This is a genomic window from Colwellia sp. MB3u-8, assembly GCF_014076985.1.
Classification (GTDB): Bacteria; Pseudomonadota; Gammaproteobacteria; order Enterobacterales; family Alteromonadaceae; genus Cognaticolwellia.
Window position 1 is genome coordinate 304,764 of sequence record NZ_JACGVA010000073.1, and the last position, 17,276, is coordinate 322,039.

Below are 17,276 nucleotides of genomic sequence, written 5' to 3' on the forward strand. Positions count from 1 at the left end.
CAGTTTCTCAACGCTATTTACCTTTAAGGATTTTTGTGGAATTAAAGTCATTGCGGATGTTTGTTGATTTAGCAAAATCATTACATTTTGGCAAAACCGCTGAACTTCATCACGTCAGCCCTTCAACATTAAGCCGAGTAATCCAGCGCTTAGAACTTTCACTAGGCAGTGCATTATTACACCGAGATAACCGCACTGTGGTGTTAAGTGAGGCAGGGAAACAGTTTTTACAATTTGCTGAGCAACAACTTGAGCAGTGGCAGTTACTACAGCTTTCACTGAATCAAAAACAAGCAGAATTACAAGGCAAGTTGCATATTTATTGCTCTGTAACCGCCGCCTATAGTCACTTGCCGCCATTACTTGAACGTTTTCGACAACAGCACCCGCTGGTTGAAATTATGCTAACAACGGGTGACGCCGCCGACGCATTAGAGCAAGTTGAAAAGCAAGCGGTTGATTTTGCCATTGCCGCTAAACCTGAGCAGCTGTCGCGCATTTTTACTTTTCACCATCTAGCAAAAATACCCTTATCAGTAATTGCGCCCACTATGGTGTGTCAAGTTCAGCAGCAAATTCAGCAAGACTTTGTTTGGTCTGACATACCGATTATTTTGCCCGAGCACGGCCCAGCACGAAAACGTTTTGAATATTGGTTTCGTAAGAAACAACAAGGTAAAGCCTATATTTACGCCACGGTTTCTGGTCATGAAGCCTTGGTCAGTATGGTGGCTTTAGGGTGTGGTGTCGGTATTGTGCCAAGAGTGGTAGTAGAAAATAGTCCGGTGAAAGACCGGGTGCAATATTTAGCCGATGTCGGTGAAATCGAGCCCTTTGACTTGGGTATTTGCTGCTTAAACCAGAGCAAGGAAAAACCACTGATTCAGGCATTTTTTGATGCGATAAAGTAAAATCATCATATAAAAATAAATTCAGTGATTGTAGTATTACTTTTTGATCTCGTGAGACAAATTTTATAAGGAAATAATAACAATGTTCAAGTTGAGATGTTTATACCTAAGGTTTTTATACCTAAGTTTTTTTTGTTTTTTCTCACCTCTGTCTTTCTCTGGGGTCACCGAATGGATCGATTTTACGTTAGTTAATGGCCATGTCAAAATTCCAGTCGTCGTATCAGGTATTGACGGTTACGCCATACTTGACTCCGGAGCACAAATTAATAGTATTAATAGTGCTTTTATGCAAAAAAATGGCCTTGAGTTTAGCACAGGAACAAAAATTAAAGTCCAGGGGGTTTATGACACTAAAACCAGAAAAACTTATAATAACGTGCCGGTTAATTTACTGGGCGCAGATTTTTCGTTGGATAATGTCGTTGAGAGTTTTATCGGTCATCATAGTAATCAGTTACTGCTCGGCGCTGGTTTTTTCAGCAATTTTGTTGTGCAACTTGATTACCCCAAGAAAAAAATACGGCTAATGACCCATGACGCAATTGACATGCAAAAACTCGCCAACGTTAAAATGCAATTTGACAAATATTCACGACAACCTATTGTCAATGTGCAACTTAATAATGAAAAGTCTGTCTGGTTAGTACTAGATACCGGTAATTCTGGAGGGCTAATGTTAAAAAGATCAACAGCCCAGCATTTTGATTGGTTGAGTAAGTTTGAGATAAAGAGTGGCACCTCTAATGGGATCAATGCTTCAGGTATTCATCAAGTATTTCGTCTGCCAGTAATCAAAATTGGCCCCTATGAATTAGAAAATGTACTCACTAGTGTTCCTGGTAAAAACCAATCCGCTAACCTGTCCTCTCAAGGTAGTCAGCTTGGCAGCCGTATAAAAGGGAAAAACATTAAAGGATTACTGGGTTACGATGTGCTTAAACATTTCATTGTTACCCTTGATTACCAAGGTGGTCATATGCACATAGTTGCACCTTAAAGATTAAATGTGCCCTTCTTATAGCGCAATAGCGTCGGTTAAATGGCGTAATATTCTATCCATAGCGCGATACGATAAGGCTTCAATTAAGTGTTTGCGCTCGATAAGCTCGAGCGCTTCCATATCGGCCAGTGTTCTAGCAATTTTTAGTATTTTATGATGTGCTCTGGTCGATAGATTGAGTTTTTCAATCGCTAATTCTAAAAATTCATTATCATCAGGCACCAGTTGGCAGAAGCTTCTAACTTCTGCACTACTGAGTTGTGCGTTTGCTTTGCCTTGGCGTAAAATTTGTTTTTGGTGACAAGTGCTGACCCGTTTTTGAATAGTGCTACTCGACTCACCTTTGCCATCATCGTTCGCCCACATGCCTCGCGGTAACCTAGTGACTTCAATTTGAATATCAATACGATCTAAAAATGGCCCAGAAAGTCGATTGAGGTAACGTAAAACCTGCTCTGGTGTACTGCGCTTGTCATTGTAAAATCCGGTTGGGCTTGGGTTCATAGCGGCGACGAGTTGAAACTGTGCGGGGAAAGTTTGTTTGACCAATGCACGTGAAATGGTGACTTCGCCAGATTCCATCGGTTCGCGTAAAACGTCGAGTACTTTGCGCTCAAATTCAGGTAATTCGTCGAGAAATAGTACGCCGTTATGGGCTAATGAAATTTCACCTGGCTGCGGATAACTGCCGCCGCCAACAAGGGCAGCTGAAGATGCCGTATGATGCGGCGCGCGAAACGGCCGTGTCAACCATGATTCAAGACTAATATTTTCATGGCAAATCGATTGAATAGCGGCACTGGATAACGCTTCCTGCTCGGTCATAGGCGGTAAAATGCCAGGCAAACGACTGGCGAGCATAGTTTTCCCTGTACCAGGAGGCCCAATAAATAATAGGTTATGACGGCCACTAGCGGCAATTTCTAGCGCTCGCTTAGCCAATGGTTGGCCGACAACGTCGGCAATATCATGCACACTCTGGGTTATATAGGTTTGTAGCACTCTTGTTTGAACCAGTGGCAAGCTTTGTTGTTTTAGAAAATGTGGAAATAGTTGCTTTAAATGTGACAGGCTTAATATTTTTACTTCTTGTACCCAACTCGCTTGTTCGGCGTTTACCGTCGGTATTACCAGTGTTCGGCCACTTTTCTTGCAAGCCATTGCCATAGGTATTTCACCAATAATAGCGCGAAGTTCACCCGACAAGGCTAATTCGCCAGCAAATTCATATTGGTTTAAATCTGCTTCAGGAAGCTGAGCAGCAGCGGCAAGAATACCTATGGCAATGGGCAAATCGAAACGACCGCCCTCTTTGGGCAGATCAGCCGGCGCTAAATTTACCGTAATACGCTTAGCAGGAAATTCATAACCGCAATTAAGAATGGCGCTACGCACGCGGTCTTTGGCTTCTCTAACCGATGTTTCAGGTAAGCCAACAATATTAAAAGCTGGCAAGCCATTGGCTAAATGCACTTCTACCGTGACTAAGGGCGATTCAAGTCCGACACGAGCTCGACTGAAAACACAGGCTAAAGCCATAAAAATCCATTTTTATTTTAACGATTACTTATTGTAAGTGTAGCTAAGTAATATCGTTTTCGCGAAAAATAAAGCCACTAAAAATGACAGTTATAACTAAGAAAATAGTTTTCACCAAAAAGCTCTAACAAAAACACTTGCGCTTGTTATTAGAGCTATGGTACTAATTTAAATAGGCTAGAGATTACTAGCAGTGAATTAACTGAAAGAAAATACAGATTAACATGATATATAAAAGCTCAATGATTATTAACGTCCTCATCGTGGTGATTCTTAAATCGTCGCGGGGGTAATTGTTGAGCTAAAGAAAATAAAAAATCTTAAAATAACAAACCCCCCGCTCCGCAAGGACCGGGGGGTTTGTCGTTATTAAACCGCGCGTAGCGCATAAGCATTATTAACTTTTGGGAGCATACTTGTACATCACAACATAGTTGCAGGGTCTTATAAAAATATATAACCCGTGCATAAAATGTGAGCGCATAGTAAAACAAAAACATGACCACTGAAAAGAAATTAACCGGCGCAGGCTTATTATTTAACGTGCTAGAGCAGCATGGCGTTGAGCATGTTTTTGGCTATCCTGGTGGCGCAATAATGCCAATCTACGATGCGCTTTACGATAGTAAAGTGGAGCACTTTTTGTGTCGACATGAGCAAGGTGCGGCATTTTCTGCCGTAGGTTATGCCAGAGCATCCGGTAAAGTGGGTGTCTGCTTTGCCACATCAGGCCCGGGCGCGACTAACTTGATCACCGGCCTGGCTGATGCCTTGGCAGATTCAATTCCTGTTGTTGCCATTACTGGGCAGGTAGCCACGGCGGCTATGGGCTCTGATGCCTTTCAAGAGATTGATATTTTTGGTTTATCACTTGCCTGTACTAAGCACTCTTTTCAAGTTACCGATATTAATGATTTAGCAAAAGTGCTACACCAAGCCTTTGCTATTGCGCTAGAGGGCAGACAAGGACCGGTATTAGTTGATATTCCTAAAGATATTCAAATCACAGAAGTTAACCGCTGTTTAGATGAATTAGTCAACTTAGAAAACAAAGTGAAATTACCGCCCGCGAATGTAGGCAGTGCTATCGCCTTATTGAATCAAGCCAAACAACCTATTCTCTATGTCGGCGGTGGTGTCGGCATGGCCAATGCTATCGACGAGTTACGAGATTTTGCTAAAATAACAGGTTTGCCGAGCGTTTCCACCCTCAAAGGTTTAGGCGCTATTGACCCTGAAGATGAAAATTACCTTGGCATGTTGGGTATGCATGGTACTAAGGCGGCGAATATCGCGGTACAAGAATGTGATTTGTTGGTTGCCGTAGGGGCACGCTTTGATGATCGCGTTACGGGTAAATTAAATGAATTTGCGCCACATGCGAAAGTGATTCATTTTGATATTGATACCTCAGAAATTAATAAACGAAGAATTGCCGATGCACCCATATTAGGCGACTTAAAGGTTAACTTACCTGCGCTCGCTATTCCATTAGCCATCAAACCTTGGCAAGCCGTCTGTCACGAAATGAATAACAACTTTGCTTGGGATTATAACCATCCAGGAGAGTCAATTTTTGCGCCTGCCGTATTAAAAGAAATTAGCGATAAAATGCCAAAAAATAGCTGCGTAACCACAGATGTTGGACAGCATCAAATGTGGGCAGCACAGCACATGCTGTTTGATGATCCAAGTAACTTTTTAACCAGTGCCGGTATGGGCACCATGGGCTTTGGTATACCCGCAGCTGTGGGTGCACAAGTGAGTCGGCCAACAGACTGTATTATTGCCGTTTCGGGTGATGGCTCTTTTATGATGAATGTGCAAGAGTTGTCAACGATTAAACGTTTTCAATTACCCGTTAAAATTGTACTTATTGATAATGCCAAGTTAGGTATGGTGCGCCAATGGCAAGACCTATTTTTCAATGGCCGATTAAGTGAAACTGATTTAGCCGATAACCCTGACTTTATTATGCTAGCCAATGCCTTTGATATTAAAGCACAAATGATCACCAAAAAGTCACAAGTAAGCGCCGCCATCGAAGAGATGCTTGAGCATGACGGACCTTACTTGTTACAAGTTAAAATTGATGCACAAGAAAATGTCTGGCCGCTTGTACCGCCTAACACCGCTAACGATAAAATGATGGAGAGTACCTAAATGAATAACTATCAATTAATGATAACAGCGGATGATAAGCAGGTGGTACTTGAACGAATTTTACAAGTGACTCGCTATCGCGGTTTTTTAATCAGCGGTATCAATGCAAAAGTTAACACAGGTACTAACATAGGCACCATTGAATTATTGGTCAGAAGCGAACGTCCGATTGAACTTTTGGTTGATCAAATTAATAAACTGATCGACATCAAAGAAGTCAAGATAGACAATCACGCATCATAGCAGCGCACATCGCTAGCTTAAAACTAATCACCACCACTAATAAAGTTTGATCAGTTAAGTTATTTTTAATAGTTGACTGACCGGTACGGATAAAATTTAGGAAGAAAAATGGCAAAAGTTAACGCAGAATTAATTTGGTTTAATGGAGAACTCATGCCGTGGCAAAATGCTACTGTGCATGTCATGAGCCATGCTTTACATTACGGCTCATCAGTATTTGAAGGTATTCGTGCTTATAACACCCACAAAGGTACTTGTATTTTTCGCTTAGAAGAGCATATCGACCGTTTATTTGATTCAGCAAAAATTTATCGCATGAACATCCCTTTCACGAAAGCAGAAATCATTCAAGCGTGTAAAGATGCCGTCGTAAAAAATAATTTGAAATCAGCCTACTTAAGACCCTTAGCATTTTTAGGTGATATTGGTATGGGTCTTCGCCCACCCATTGACGCCGTAGCTGATGTTATGATTGCCGCCTTTAGCTGGGAAGCCTACTTAGGTGCTGATGCCATTAAAAATGGTGTTGAAGTGGGGGTGTCAAGTTGGAACAGACTTGCTCCTAATACTATGCCAACCGCAGCAAAAGCCGGTGGTAACTATCTGTCTTCACAGTTAATTTCTACCGAAGCCGCTCGCCATGGCTATGCCGAAGGCGTGGCTTTAGATGTCAATAACATGGTCAGTGAAGGTGCAGGTCAAAATTTATTTTTAATTCGCAAAGGGATTATTTATACCCCGCCAGGTACCGCGTCCATTTTACAAGGCTTGACCCGTGACACCGTATTTGTCCTTGCCAAGCAGTTAGGCTACGAAGTGCGTGAAGAATCAATTTCTCGTGAATCTTTATACCTCGCCGATGAGTTTTTCATGTGTGGCACTGCAACAGAAGTGGTTCCTGTAAAGTCAGTCGACGGTTTGCCTGTCGGTAATGGTGCGCGTGGCCCTATCACTAAAGCACTACAAGCAGCATTTTTTGGTATTTTTGATGGCAGTACCAAAGTGCCTGAAGGCTGGTTAGACAAGGTAGAGTAAAGCTTAGTTTTCAACACTAAATAAACTCAAGCTGTATTTAGTGCTCGCTGATTTCGCCCCCGTAACATCTCTGTTGGGGGCTTTAGTTAGTTTGACTATATGCCGATATTAACTTGATGTAAGTCACTTAAGTGTTCAGCGTTTTTCGCTTGATAAACCTTGAATAAATCCAAAAATAATAGTTATGTTAAAAGCGCATTGTCGAGTGAATTTTTAACATAATTTTTAACATTTATCGCGCTTATTAATAGCCACATAATATATTCAGGGACTAAGGTCATGCCAAAATTAAGATCAGCAACTTCTACTCAAGGCCGTAATATGGCTGGAGCTCGTGCGCTTTGGCGCGCAACGGGGATGACAGATGGTGATTTTGGTAAACCTATTATTGCGGTCGTGAACTCTTTTACCCAATTTATGCCCGGCCATGTGCATTTGAAAGATATGGGCCAATTAGTTGCTCGTGCCATTGAAGGCGCTGGTGGCGTAGCAATAGATGTTTGGAGGCCCATAGGTCGTATCCGCCCGATAAGTTATGCGCTGAAAAACTACGCTATGTTAGCAACCAGTGCTGACAAAGGCGCAGTGCGTAATCGTGAATTACTGGATGGCAATTTCAATGGTGACCAAAATGACTGATGCAGAACAAGTCGCTTTAGTAAAAGCGCAGGCTATACAAGGCCAAGGTTTAGACTATTTACGCAAGATATTGCTTGCACCAGTTTATGATGTCGCGATTGAATCACCGCTAACGCCATTAACTAAGTTATCAGCACGTTTAGGGAATGAAATTTTTCTTAAACGAGAAGATCAACAACCGGTACACTCCTTTAAATTACGTGGTGCTTATAACAAATTAGTCAACTTGTCTGAGCAGCAATGCTTAGACGGCGTTATTGCTGCATCTGCAGGTAATCACGCACAAGGCTTAGCATTAGCGGCGAATAAATTAGGTGTTAAAGCCACCATTGTTATGCCCATTACCACACCTGATATCAAGGTGGATAATGTCCGGCGTTTTGGTGCCGATGTGCGCTTAGTGGGTAAGAACTTTAATGAGGCACAACAAGCCGCGATAGCCTATGCCCAAGCTGAAAATAAAACTGTGGTGCCGCCATTTGATGATGTTGATATTATTGCTGGCCAAGGTACGGTGGCAAAAGAGTTATTACAACAACAGCCTCACACGGATGCGGTGTTTATTCCTGTCGGTGGTGGTGGTTTATTAGCAGGTATGTCAGTTTACCTAAAACAATTACAACCCCATATTAAAGTTATTGGTGTTGAGGCCGAAGATTCTGCCTGTTTAAAAGCTGCATTTGCAGCCGGTAAACCGGTTGACTTGGAGCAAGTTGGCTTATTTGCTGATGGGGTGGCCGTTAAGCGCATTGGTGAGCATACCTTTGATTTAATTAAGCATTACTGTGACGATGTCATAACAGTGACTACCGATGAAATTTGTGCATCGATAAAAGATATTTTTGAACAAACGCGAGTGATTGCAGAACCCGCCGGCGCATTATCCTTAGCGGGATTACAAAAGTATTGTCACACTAGTCAAGGTAACGAGTCTTTGGTAGCGATTCTTTCTGGCGCTAATATGAACTTTCATACCTTGCGATATATCTCAGAACGTTGTGAATTAAGTGAGCAAAAAGAAGCCGTGTTTGCGGTCAAAATTCCAGAAGAAAAAGGTAGCTTTAGAAACTTTTGTAAGGCACTTGCTGGACGAGTGATCACTGAATTTAATTACCGTTATGCCGACAACACTGAGCTAACAAACCAAACGCAACGTGCCAATATTTTTGTTGGTGTGCGCCTAAGTGGTGAAGCTACTGACCGAAAAAATTTAATCCAAAGCTTGCAGCAACAAGATTATGAATTAGCTGACTTTACGGAAAATGAATTGGCTAAGCTGCATGTGAGATACATGATTGGCGGTAAAAATAAATGGTCAGCGCAAGAACGTATTTTTCGCTTTCAATTTCCTGAATATCCGGGCGCATTAGAGAAGTTTCTCGATACTTTGGGTGAGCATTACAACATTACCTTGTTCCATTATCGTAATCACGGTGCAGCTTTTGGCCAAGTGTTAGCCGGCTTTGAAGTACAAAAAACACAGGAAACTGATTTTTTTGCGCACTTAAAAGCGCTAGATTATGAGTGGCAAGAAGAAACTGACAACCAGGCTTATCAAGCCTTTCTTACCTGATTTTTTGTTTATATTATTTTTGTAAAAAAAGCAGCGTAAAGCTGCTTTTTTTTAAAGTTTTTTATATTATTTAGACAAATTTAAAGATAAAAATCTTAATAAAAAAGGAAATTTTATGTCAAAAATTCAAGCCAATGTGCCTGAGTCGAGTGCCTCTTTAAGCCCAAAAATTGAAAACTTAACACCGATTACCATCAGCGAACGTATTGATGCCATGGACATTCTCAGAGGCTTAGCACTGGTTGGCATTCTCTTGATGAACATTGAGTGGTTTAACCGTGCCATTAGCAGTGTAGGTAGCCAAGACATCAGTTTAACCGGTCTAGATCATGCCATTGGCTGGCTCATTCGTTGTTTTGTTGAAGGTAAATTTTATACGCTATTTGCTTTATTATTCGGCATGGGGTTTGCGGTGATGTTGATTAGAGCGAAAGCAGCTAAGCGGCCCTTTGGCGCTTGGTTTTCACGCCGTATGCTAGTGTTAATGGCCTTTGGTTTTCTACATATGGTGTTTTTATGGGGGGGTGATATTCTTCATGATTACGGCTTTGCCGGTTTGTTACTCTTGGCTTGGGTGACCTTACTTAAAAAGCCGCTATTTAAGCCCTATGATAATCCAACATCATTTTTAACATTAGCCCTGGTGTGGCTGTCGGTGCCTATTTTACTTTCTGTAATCAGCGGTATTGGCTTTGGGTTAAGCCATAGTACTGAAGATTTGACCGCCCAATGGCATGAACAAATAAAAGTAGCTGAGCGTGTTAAAGCGATAAATTTAGCCCAGACAACATCTGCTCAACAACACAGTGAAGCGCTAACAACAACGAAAGCATTAATAGCAGCAAGCACCATACCTGATATCAAGGGAGATATTGATTCATCCAACTTAGCTTCAGATCCAAGCCCAGCCCTAGCTACAACCTCAGCGCCAGTAAAACCGACAACCGCTATCACTGACAGCGTTAAAACTGCAATTGAACTTTTTCCTCAAGCAGCAATAGAACGACAAGCGCAAGCAATAGTCGCTCAGCAAGCCGAAATACAAGCCGATGAACTGAGAGAAATTAACGCTTTGACTAACGGTAGCTACTGGCAGGCAACCGCATTTCGTCTTAATTTCGCCTTATTTATGCTGACTTTTACCCTACCCTTTGCTTTTACCATGCTACTACCCATCTTTATTTTAGGGTATTGGTTAGTGTCTAGCTCGATAATGAAGCACTATCAAGAGCACGCGCTCGCTTTCAAAATTATAGCCTATCTCGGTCTTGGGTTAGGCACTGTATTGGAAGTGGCTGGCTTGTTAGTCGCACAACATCCGGTGGCAAAGCAAGTGATGTTATTACAAGTGGTCGGTGAAACATTATTTTTTATTGGCCAGTTTGTCATGACGGCAGGCTATTTTGGCTTGATCATGGCTTTATTAACTACTCAGAAATGGCGCAAGCGTTTAGCCGTATTCATTCCTATGGGCAGAATGGCATTAACCAATTACATTATGCATTCAGTGATTTTAAGTAGTCTATTTTATGGTTACGCAGGCGGCTATTTTGGTGAAATATCTCGGGCACCACAAATGTTACTGGTGTTCGCAATTGTGGTCTTTCAATTGCTATTTTCACGCTGGTGGTTAAATCACTACGCCTTTGGGCCATTAGAATGGCTATGGCGCTGTTTATCTTATAAAAAAATACAAACTATGCGCCTATAATAATGACACTGTCTTGTCAGGCCTATTATTACTTTAAGGCGGTAAACACTGTGCTATTTTTCAGCTAACTTTACTTCTAAGGCCGTAACTTTTGCTTCAAGATCGGTCAATTTAGCGCGGGTTTTAATTAACACTTGGGTTTGCACATCGAATTCTTCACGGGTTACTACGTCAAGTTGTGACAGTTTACGCTGCAAAACCATTTTAGTGCGATCTTCCATGTCATTGGCAAAGTCTTTTAACCCGTCAGGCATTGAATCAGTGACTTGTTTGGCGAGTTCTTCTATTTTTTTAGCACTAATCATGAGAAAGTTCTTTTTTGGTAAATAATGCAGTTATTGTAAGCGCTTTTCATCATAATATCTGCATTAAAGCTGCTAAAAAATTACCTAACTAGAGAGAAAGTTGATGTTGTCTTGTTATAAAAACAGGTAAAATCGACAGCTGACTATATTATTCATCAATTGAGTTAAAGCCCAGCAATGAAATTAAACCCAGGTCAAAATGAAGCAAAAAAATATGTTGAAGGTCCATGCTTAGTATTAGCGGGCGCAGGCAGTGGTAAAACTGGGGTTATTTGTCAGAAAATTGCGTACTTAATTCAAAATTGTGGTTATAAAGCTAAACATATTGCGGCGGTAACCTTTACCAATAAAGCGGCGCGTGAAATGAAAGAGCGAGTGGTTAAGATGATGGATAAGTCACTAACCCGTGGCTTAACTGTTTCTACCTTCCACTCATTGGGCTTAGACATTGTTCGTAAAGAATTAAAAACCTTAGGTTACAAGCCCGGCTTTACCTTGTTTGATGATCAAGACAGTCTGGCATTATTAAAGGAGCTTACCCAAGAGCACCTTGAGGGCGATAAAGATTTATTAAATAAATTACAGACAATGATTTCCCATTGGAAAAATGAATTGTTCCTGCCAGACGCCGCGATGAAACAAGCGAGTGATGCGGATGCCCAACTGTTTGCCGAATTTTATGCCCTATATCAAAAGCATATGAAAGCCTATAACGCGCTAGACTTTGATGACTTGATCTTAATTCCAACACTGTTAATGCGAAATTACCCAGAAGTACGGTCGCGTTGGCAGCAAAAAATTCAATATATGTTAGTAGACGAATATCAAGATACTAATGCCAGTCAATATGAATTAATCAAGCAGATCACCGGTGAGCAAGGCTTGTTGACCGTAGTGGGCGATGATGACCAATCAATATACTCATGGCGTGGCGCTAAACCGCAAAATTTAGTGCTATTAGGCAAAGACTATCCCAATCTTAAGCTGATTAAGCTTGAGCAAAACTACCGTTCCAGTGGCCGTATTTTAAAATGTGCCAATACGCTGATTGCTAATAACCCTCATGTTTATGACAAAGCGCTATTTAGTGAGCTCAATTACGGCGTGGCGTTACGGGTGCTACAAACTAAAAATGAAGACCACGAGGTTGAGCGCGTGGTGGGTGAATTAATCGGCCACCGCTTTTTAAATAAGAGTAAATATAAAGATTATGCGATTTTATATCGTGGTAATCATCAGTCGCGCTTACTTGAAAAAGCGCTAATGACCAACCGTATACCTTATAAAATCAATGGTGGCACCTCGTTTTTCTCTCGTGCTGAAATCAAAGACATGATGGCGTTTTTAAGGCTGTTAGTAAATCCAGACGATGATAATGCCTTTTTACGGATTGTGAATGTTCCACGTCGAGAGATTGGCCCAACCACGCTAGAAAAACTGGGTAGCTACGCTAATATGCGTCAAATTAGCATGTTTGCGGCTAGTTTTGAATTAGGCTTAGAACAACATCTGGGGGGTCGCGGCCTGATCAGTGTGCAAAAATTTACCCGTTGGTTAGTCGAAACTGCCGATCATGCCGAGCGAGGCGATACCTCTGTGGTATTGCGCTCTATGGTGCGTGAAATTAACTATGAAGATTGGTTATACGATAGCTCACCGAGCGCAAAAGCGGCTGAAATGCGTATGAAAAACGTGACCCAGTTGTTTAGTTGGGTAACGCAAATGCTCGAAGGTGTAGAAGATGAAGAGCCCATGACCTTAGCGCAAGTGGTTACACGCTTAACCTTGCGTGACATGATGGAGCGCAATGAGGATGAAGAAGATACTGACCAAGTTCAGTTAATGACCTTGCATGGTTCAAAAGGCCTAGAATTTCCTTATGTTTTTCTCATTGGCATGGAAGAAGGTTTATTGCCTCATCAAACCAGTATGGATGAGGGTAATGTAGAAGAAGAGCGTCGTTTAGCCTATGTTGGCATTACACGGGCCAAGCGAGAGTTAATATTTACTTATGCGCGAGAACGGCGACAGTATGGCGAAGTTTCTCGTACAGAAGCCAGTCGGTTTTTACATGAATTACCACAAGATGATTTAAGCTGGGAATTAACGCAAACTAAGCAAAGTATAGAAAAAAAGCAAGCCACGGCAAAAATGGGCGTAGCGGGTTTACGTGAGATGTTAAAAAATAAAAAATAATATACACTGCGGTGGCTCTTATTTATCTATTTGTACCATCTATATGAATTATTTATATAATTTTTTTATCTTAAAAGTGGATGGCTAAATTAATATCTTCAAGAAAATAACCAGTAGAGTAAGGGGAAGTTCAATGACAAAACGTTCAGCAGCAGAGAAAATGCTACTAACATTCAGTGCGTTGGCGGCTATTGCCATTTCGCCATTTGTTTATTTGCGCTGGCTTGATGGTGATATAGTTATGGCCTCTATAGATGCCGCACTTATGGTTGTAACCGCTGTTTTCTTTGTCTTTGTTTATTGTACCCGCAAGGTCAATACTGCAAAACTGGCATTCACCATCTTCCTTTCTCTTGCTATTGTGACTATCGTGGCCATACGTGGACAATCACATTTACTTTGGTTGTACCCCGCTATAATCTCATTTTACTATATATTGCCCGCACGATCGGCAGGCATTATATGTTTTATCGCTATTATGGTCATTGCCATCACATTATTTCCCACTAGCAGTACGTTAGAGTTTTTAACCATCTGCTTTACCTTATCTTTAACCGCAGTGTTTTCTTATATAATTTTTGATAACTACGAGAAAAACAATAGTAAGTTGGCCTTATTAGCCAGTATTGACCCCTTAACCTCGTCGGGGAATCGCCGGGCCTTAGACCTAACACTGGAAAATATTCTTGCTGATCAAAAGAGAACTGCTTCTAACGTCTCATTATTGTTATTAGATTTAGATCATTTTAAAAAAATTAATGATGATTATGGCCATGCTAATGGCGATATAGTCTTAGTTGAGTTGGTCGCCTTGATTAAAAAACATAGTAGATCAATGGATGCTTTATATCGTTATGGTGGTGAAGAGTTTATTCTTTTACCGTTAAATATCAATTTAGCTGAAGCGAAGCGGGTCGCTGAAAAATTATGTGCCTTAATCGCTGAGTCTACTTTTGTAGATGATATCGCAGTAACCGTTTCAATTGGTGTCGCAAAATATCGAGCGTATGAAACGGCTGAAGCTTGGATTAGTCGAGCAGACGCGGCGTTATATCTAGCAAAAGATAGTGGCCGTAATTGTGTGGTGGTAGAGAAAGCAGTGGCAGAGAAGCCTAGCTAGACCATAGATGACCTAGCTAGTGTCATTAAGTTCGCTATTACTCTTTTATTTCTACAATAGCTTGATGATTTTTTAAGTGTAAGCCATTAAAGAATTTCAATAAGGTGTCGTCGTTACAAGCACGGAAGTGTTTGTGCTCAGGTTTACGGAAAAAAGCACTGAGTTCATGTTTACTTAAGGTTAATTCAGCAGAGTCAAGCAAGGCAATAATATCTTCAGCTTTTAACGCGAGAGCAATTTTTACTTTGTTAAAGACAATATTGTTATTTATTGGCTGATCCAACTGCGCTTGCGCACCCTCTTTTGCTCCTCGACATTCTATTATTAAGCCATCAAGAAAACTCGCTAAGGTATTATCAGCAATACGAGCAAATGCTTGTTCACCATTTTTGCGGAAAAAATTGTTAATTTCTTCATCGCTTTGTGGGCATGCGGCTAATTGAAAAATAGCGGCTATTTTTTCATTGTTTAAGCTAAATATATAACGAATGTGATGTAAAACTTCGTTGTTAGTCATGTTTTATCCTGTTGAATTAATTTGTTTTTTATTACTTAGACTTAAGACTTAACCTAAAAAATGGGTTCTGGCCCTGTATCTAGTCAAGCTCAAATGGTTATTAAGTAAAGCTAATGGTCAAGCAAATAACCAGCGTGGCTATAACGACCAGTTTGGTTATTTGCTTGCTGTGTTGCTGTTGTTGCAACTGTATTTGTTTCAATGTCATTAATTGCTGACGTTGTGCTGCTCGATTAGTTTTTAGGTAATCGTAGACTAAGTCAGGTATCTCGGGCAGTTTTTCGTTCCAAAAGGGTAAGTTGTCTTTTACTTTCTTAATTACCGCTTTGATGCCCATTTGTTCTTTGACCCATTTTTCTAAAAATGGCTTGGCGGTTTGCCAAAGATCTAAAGCCGGGTAAAGCTGTCGGCCTAAGCCCTCGATATAAAGTAGGGTTTTTTGCAGTAAGACTAGCTGGGGTTGTAATTCCATATTAAAGCGACGTGCAGTATTAAAAAGATTGACTAATACCTGACCAAAAGAAATTTCAGACAAAGGTTTGTTGAAGATAGGCTCACATACTGTCCGTATGGCAAACTCAAATTCATCAACACTTGTGTCACTGGGTACCCAGCCTGAGTCGACATGTAATTGTGCCACTTTACGGTAGTCACGGTTAAAAAAAGCCACAAAATTTTCCGCTAAATAGCGTTTATCTTCGCGGTTTAAGGTGCCAACGATACCGTAATCAATGGCAATCCAAGTGGGGTCATTTGGCTTCGTTGCATCAACAAATACGTTACCTGGGTGCATGTCCGCATGAAAAAAACTGTCGCGAAATACTTGAGTGAAAAAGACTTCAACACCACGTTCAGCGAGTAACTTCATGTTAACGTTTTTTGCTAGTAAAGTCTCAACTTCCCCAACACCTACGCCATAAATACGTTCCATTACCATAACATTTTTCGAACAATATTCGCTGTAGACTTTAGGCACATAAAGCACCTTGTCGCTATCTCGCCCCTGGCTAAAATTGCGTTTTAATTGCATAGCATTAGCTGCTTCACGGTTTAAATCTAATTCTTCTAACATGGTTTTTTTATATTCAGCGACAACTTCTAGAGGATGTAAGCGTTTGCCATCGGGTAACCAACGAGCAACAATGTTGGCAAACAGTGACATCACGTTCAGGTCAGCTATTATGGTTGCTGTAATGTTAGGTCGTAATACTTTTAACACCACCTCTTGCTCGCCCTCTGGTTGTAACAAGGTAGCCGTGTGCACTTGGGCAATAGAGGCTGATGCTAAAGGCGTTAGATCAAAGTCTTTAAATTGTTGTGCAAAAATTTCTGCGCCAATGGCCGCGATAATAATTTTTTCAGCATCTTCGCCAGCAAAGGCAGCGACTTTATCTTGCAATAAGGTTAATTCATTGGCGAAGTCGTCTGGCAATAAATCTCGACGGGTGGAGAGCATTTGACCAAACTTAACAAATACTGGGCCCAATGACTCTATCGCCATTCGAAAGCGCTGCGCCTGAGTTTTTTCTCGGTGTTTGTTTTTCAGCCAAAACAATGAGCTGCGCAATATTTTCATATACCATGGCAGGTACTTTTCAGGTAAAAGCTCATCAAGCCCAAACTGAAGAAAGGTTTTTACTATTTTGTATAAACGTTTACTGCTCACCACAGACCCTTATGATAATTTGCTTATGTGTTTAGTTAATTGATCAAGTCGTTGGCTTAAAGCACTAACTTGTTGTTCTACATTTTCAACATCATGATTAAAATAAGACATTTCAGTGGCTGTTATTATTAGGCGCTGCTGATGTATTAGCCAATCGCTGGCATCTGCTTGAATTTTTGTCCCAGCAAAGTTTAAGGTCTTTAATAGCTTGCGACCCAGTTGACCTAATTTGTAGGCAGGAATATCACCAATACGTTTAGCTAACTCACTTTGCCAATCAATATCAAGTGTTTGGGCAATGTCAGCAAAGCGCTGAGCTACTTTTAAATCACCTTGAATATCGAGTTTATCTTTTTTAATTAAATCCGTCAGTTGTTGCTCTTTTTTTAACTCAATTAAGCTGCTGATACTGGTGATTAAACAGCAATCATTATCTTCATTATTACTGCTAACATGAATTTTTTCATCACTAACGGTAAAGCTTAAAGGAAACGGTAATTCTGCCAGTTTAATGGTGAGTGTTTTCTCAGACAAAGGCTTTAAGGCCCGCATACCGTGCAAATTATAGCCCAGAAACTGATTGATAACGGTTTCAAGTATCGCACTTAGGGTTTGAGCAAACATGAGTTGCTGACTAATAGTTTGAGGCATAAGG

The 17,276-nt window shown here is 40.9% G+C and carries 14 protein-coding genes and 1 pseudogene; 10 read left to right on the forward strand and 5 right to left on the reverse strand.

Annotated features, from left to right (window positions below):
• The first annotated feature begins 35 nt into the window (after positions 1–35).
• Both ilvY and H4J54_RS18280 read left to right on the forward strand, forming a co-directional pair.
• Complete coding sequence (ilvY, locus tag H4J54_RS18275; RefSeq protein WP_182192375.1) at positions 36–911, forward strand: HTH-type transcriptional activator IlvY; 876 nt, start codon at positions 36–38, stop codon at positions 909–911.
• 82 nt (positions 912–993) lie between these two features.
• On the forward strand, positions 994–1,911 hold the full coding sequence (locus H4J54_RS18280; protein ID WP_182192376.1) for an aspartyl protease family protein: 918 nt from the start codon (positions 994–996) through the stop codon (positions 1,909–1,911).
• Between the two features lie 18 nt (positions 1,912–1,929).
• Here the strand turns inward: H4J54_RS18280 and H4J54_RS18285 are convergent, their stop codons facing one another.
• The gene (locus H4J54_RS18285) at positions 1,930–3,453 is read right to left on the reverse strand and encodes a YifB family Mg chelatase-like AAA ATPase (RefSeq protein ID WP_182192377.1); all 1,524 of its coding nucleotides are present in this window, start codon (positions 3,451–3,453) and stop codon (positions 1,930–1,932) included.
• Between the two features lie 498 nt (positions 3,454–3,951).
• Between H4J54_RS18285 and ilvG the strand changes: the two genes are divergently transcribed.
• The 6 genes and pseudogenes from ilvG (at position 3,952) to H4J54_RS19620 (ending at position 10,817) form a co-directional block, all read left to right on the forward strand.
• Positions 3,952–5,616 (forward strand): acetolactate synthase 2 catalytic subunit, encoded by a 1,665-nt coding sequence (ilvG, locus tag H4J54_RS18290; RefSeq protein ID WP_182192378.1) that lies wholly within the window; start codon positions 3,952–3,954, stop codon positions 5,614–5,616.
• Entirely contained in the window at positions 5,617–5,859 is a 243-nt protein-coding gene (gene ilvM / locus H4J54_RS18295) for an acetolactate synthase 2 small subunit (RefSeq protein WP_182192379.1), read from the forward strand.
• 108 nt (positions 5,860–5,967) lie between these two features.
• Entirely contained in the window at positions 5,968–6,894 is a 927-nt protein-coding gene (locus tag H4J54_RS18300; RefSeq protein ID WP_182192380.1) for a branched-chain amino acid transaminase, read from the forward strand.
• A 279-nt stretch (positions 6,895–7,173) separates the two neighbouring features.
• Positions 7,174–7,386, forward strand: a pseudogene (locus H4J54_RS18305) (dihydroxy-acid dehydratase); the annotation flags it as partial.
• A 139-nt stretch (positions 7,387–7,525) separates the two neighbouring features.
• Entirely contained in the window at positions 7,526–9,106 is a 1,581-nt protein-coding gene (gene ilvA / locus H4J54_RS18310) for a threonine ammonia-lyase, biosynthetic (protein WP_220464242.1), read from the forward strand.
• A gap of 115 nt (positions 9,107–9,221) precedes the next feature.
• A complete protein-coding gene (locus H4J54_RS19620; protein WP_259367062.1) occupies positions 9,222–10,817 on the forward strand; it encodes a DUF418 domain-containing protein in 1,596 nt (531 codons plus the stop codon).
• Positions 10,818–10,870: 53 nt separating this feature from the next.
• On the opposite strand, the gene H4J54_RS18320 is transcribed toward H4J54_RS19620, so the two are convergent.
• Entirely contained in the window at positions 10,871–11,122 is a 252-nt protein-coding gene (locus tag H4J54_RS18320; protein WP_182137143.1) for a ubiquinone biosynthesis accessory factor UbiK, read from the reverse strand.
• A 177-nt stretch (positions 11,123–11,299) separates the two neighbouring features.
• Between H4J54_RS18320 and rep the strand changes: the two genes are divergently transcribed.
• The gene (gene rep, locus H4J54_RS18325) at positions 11,300–13,318 is read left to right on the forward strand and encodes a DNA helicase Rep (protein WP_182192382.1); all 2,019 of its coding nucleotides are present in this window, start codon (positions 11,300–11,302) and stop codon (positions 13,316–13,318) included.
• 133 nt (positions 13,319–13,451) lie between these two features.
• On the forward strand, positions 13,452–14,438 hold the full coding sequence (locus H4J54_RS18330; RefSeq protein WP_182192383.1) for a GGDEF domain-containing protein: 987 nt from the start codon (positions 13,452–13,454) through the stop codon (positions 14,436–14,438).
• 37 nt (positions 14,439–14,475) lie between these two features.
• Here the strand turns inward: H4J54_RS18330 and H4J54_RS18335 are convergent, their stop codons facing one another.
• From H4J54_RS18335 to H4J54_RS18345, 3 genes are all read right to left on the reverse strand, one after another.
• Positions 14,476–14,955 (reverse strand): DUF1456 family protein, encoded by a 480-nt coding sequence (locus tag H4J54_RS18335; protein ID WP_182192384.1) that lies wholly within the window; start codon positions 14,953–14,955, stop codon positions 14,476–14,478.
• 100 nt (positions 14,956–15,055) lie between these two features.
• A complete protein-coding gene (gene ubiB, locus H4J54_RS18340; RefSeq protein ID WP_182192385.1) occupies positions 15,056–16,621 on the reverse strand; it encodes a ubiquinone biosynthesis regulatory protein kinase UbiB in 1,566 nt (521 codons plus the stop codon).
• Positions 16,622–16,630: 9 nt separating this feature from the next.
• Complete coding sequence (locus H4J54_RS18345) at positions 16,631–17,272, reverse strand: SCP2 domain-containing protein (protein ID WP_182192386.1); 642 nt, start codon at positions 17,270–17,272, stop codon at positions 16,631–16,633.
• Between the last annotated feature and the right edge of the window lie 4 nt (positions 17,273–17,276).

Coding starts and splice junctions, on each gene's coding strand:
- ilvG (WP_182192378.1), top strand. CDS start 3,952: ATGACCACTGAAAAGAAATTAACCGGCGCAGGCTTATTATTTAACGTG.
- H4J54_RS18285 (WP_182192377.1), bottom strand. CDS start 3,453: ATGGCTTTAGCCTGTGTTTTCAGTCGAGCTCGTGTCGGACTTGAATCG.
- ilvA (WP_220464242.1), top strand. CDS start 7,526: ATGACTGATGCAGAACAAGTCGCTTTAGTAAAAGCGCAGGCTATACAA.
- H4J54_RS18300 (WP_182192380.1), top strand. CDS start 5,968: ATGGCAAAAGTTAACGCAGAATTAATTTGGTTTAATGGAGAACTCATG.
- H4J54_RS18345 (WP_182192386.1), bottom strand. CDS start 17,272: ATGCCTCAAACTATTAGTCAGCAACTCATGTTTGCTCAAACCCTAAGT.
- H4J54_RS18280 (WP_182192376.1), top strand. CDS start 994: ATGTTCAAGTTGAGATGTTTATACCTAAGGTTTTTATACCTAAGTTTT.
- H4J54_RS18320 (WP_182137143.1), bottom strand. CDS start 11,122: ATGATTAGTGCTAAAAAAATAGAAGAACTCGCCAAACAAGTCACTGAT.
- rep (WP_182192382.1), top strand. CDS start 11,300: ATGAAATTAAACCCAGGTCAAAATGAAGCAAAAAAATATGTTGAAGGT.
- ilvM (WP_182192379.1), top strand. CDS start 5,617: ATGAATAACTATCAATTAATGATAACAGCGGATGATAAGCAGGTGGTA.
- H4J54_RS19620 (WP_259367062.1), top strand. CDS start 9,222: ATGTCAAAAATTCAAGCCAATGTGCCTGAGTCGAGTGCCTCTTTAAGC.
- H4J54_RS18335 (WP_182192384.1), bottom strand. CDS start 14,955: ATGACTAACAACGAAGTTTTACATCACATTCGTTATATATTTAGCTTA.
- H4J54_RS18330 (WP_182192383.1), top strand. CDS start 13,452: ATGACAAAACGTTCAGCAGCAGAGAAAATGCTACTAACATTCAGTGCG.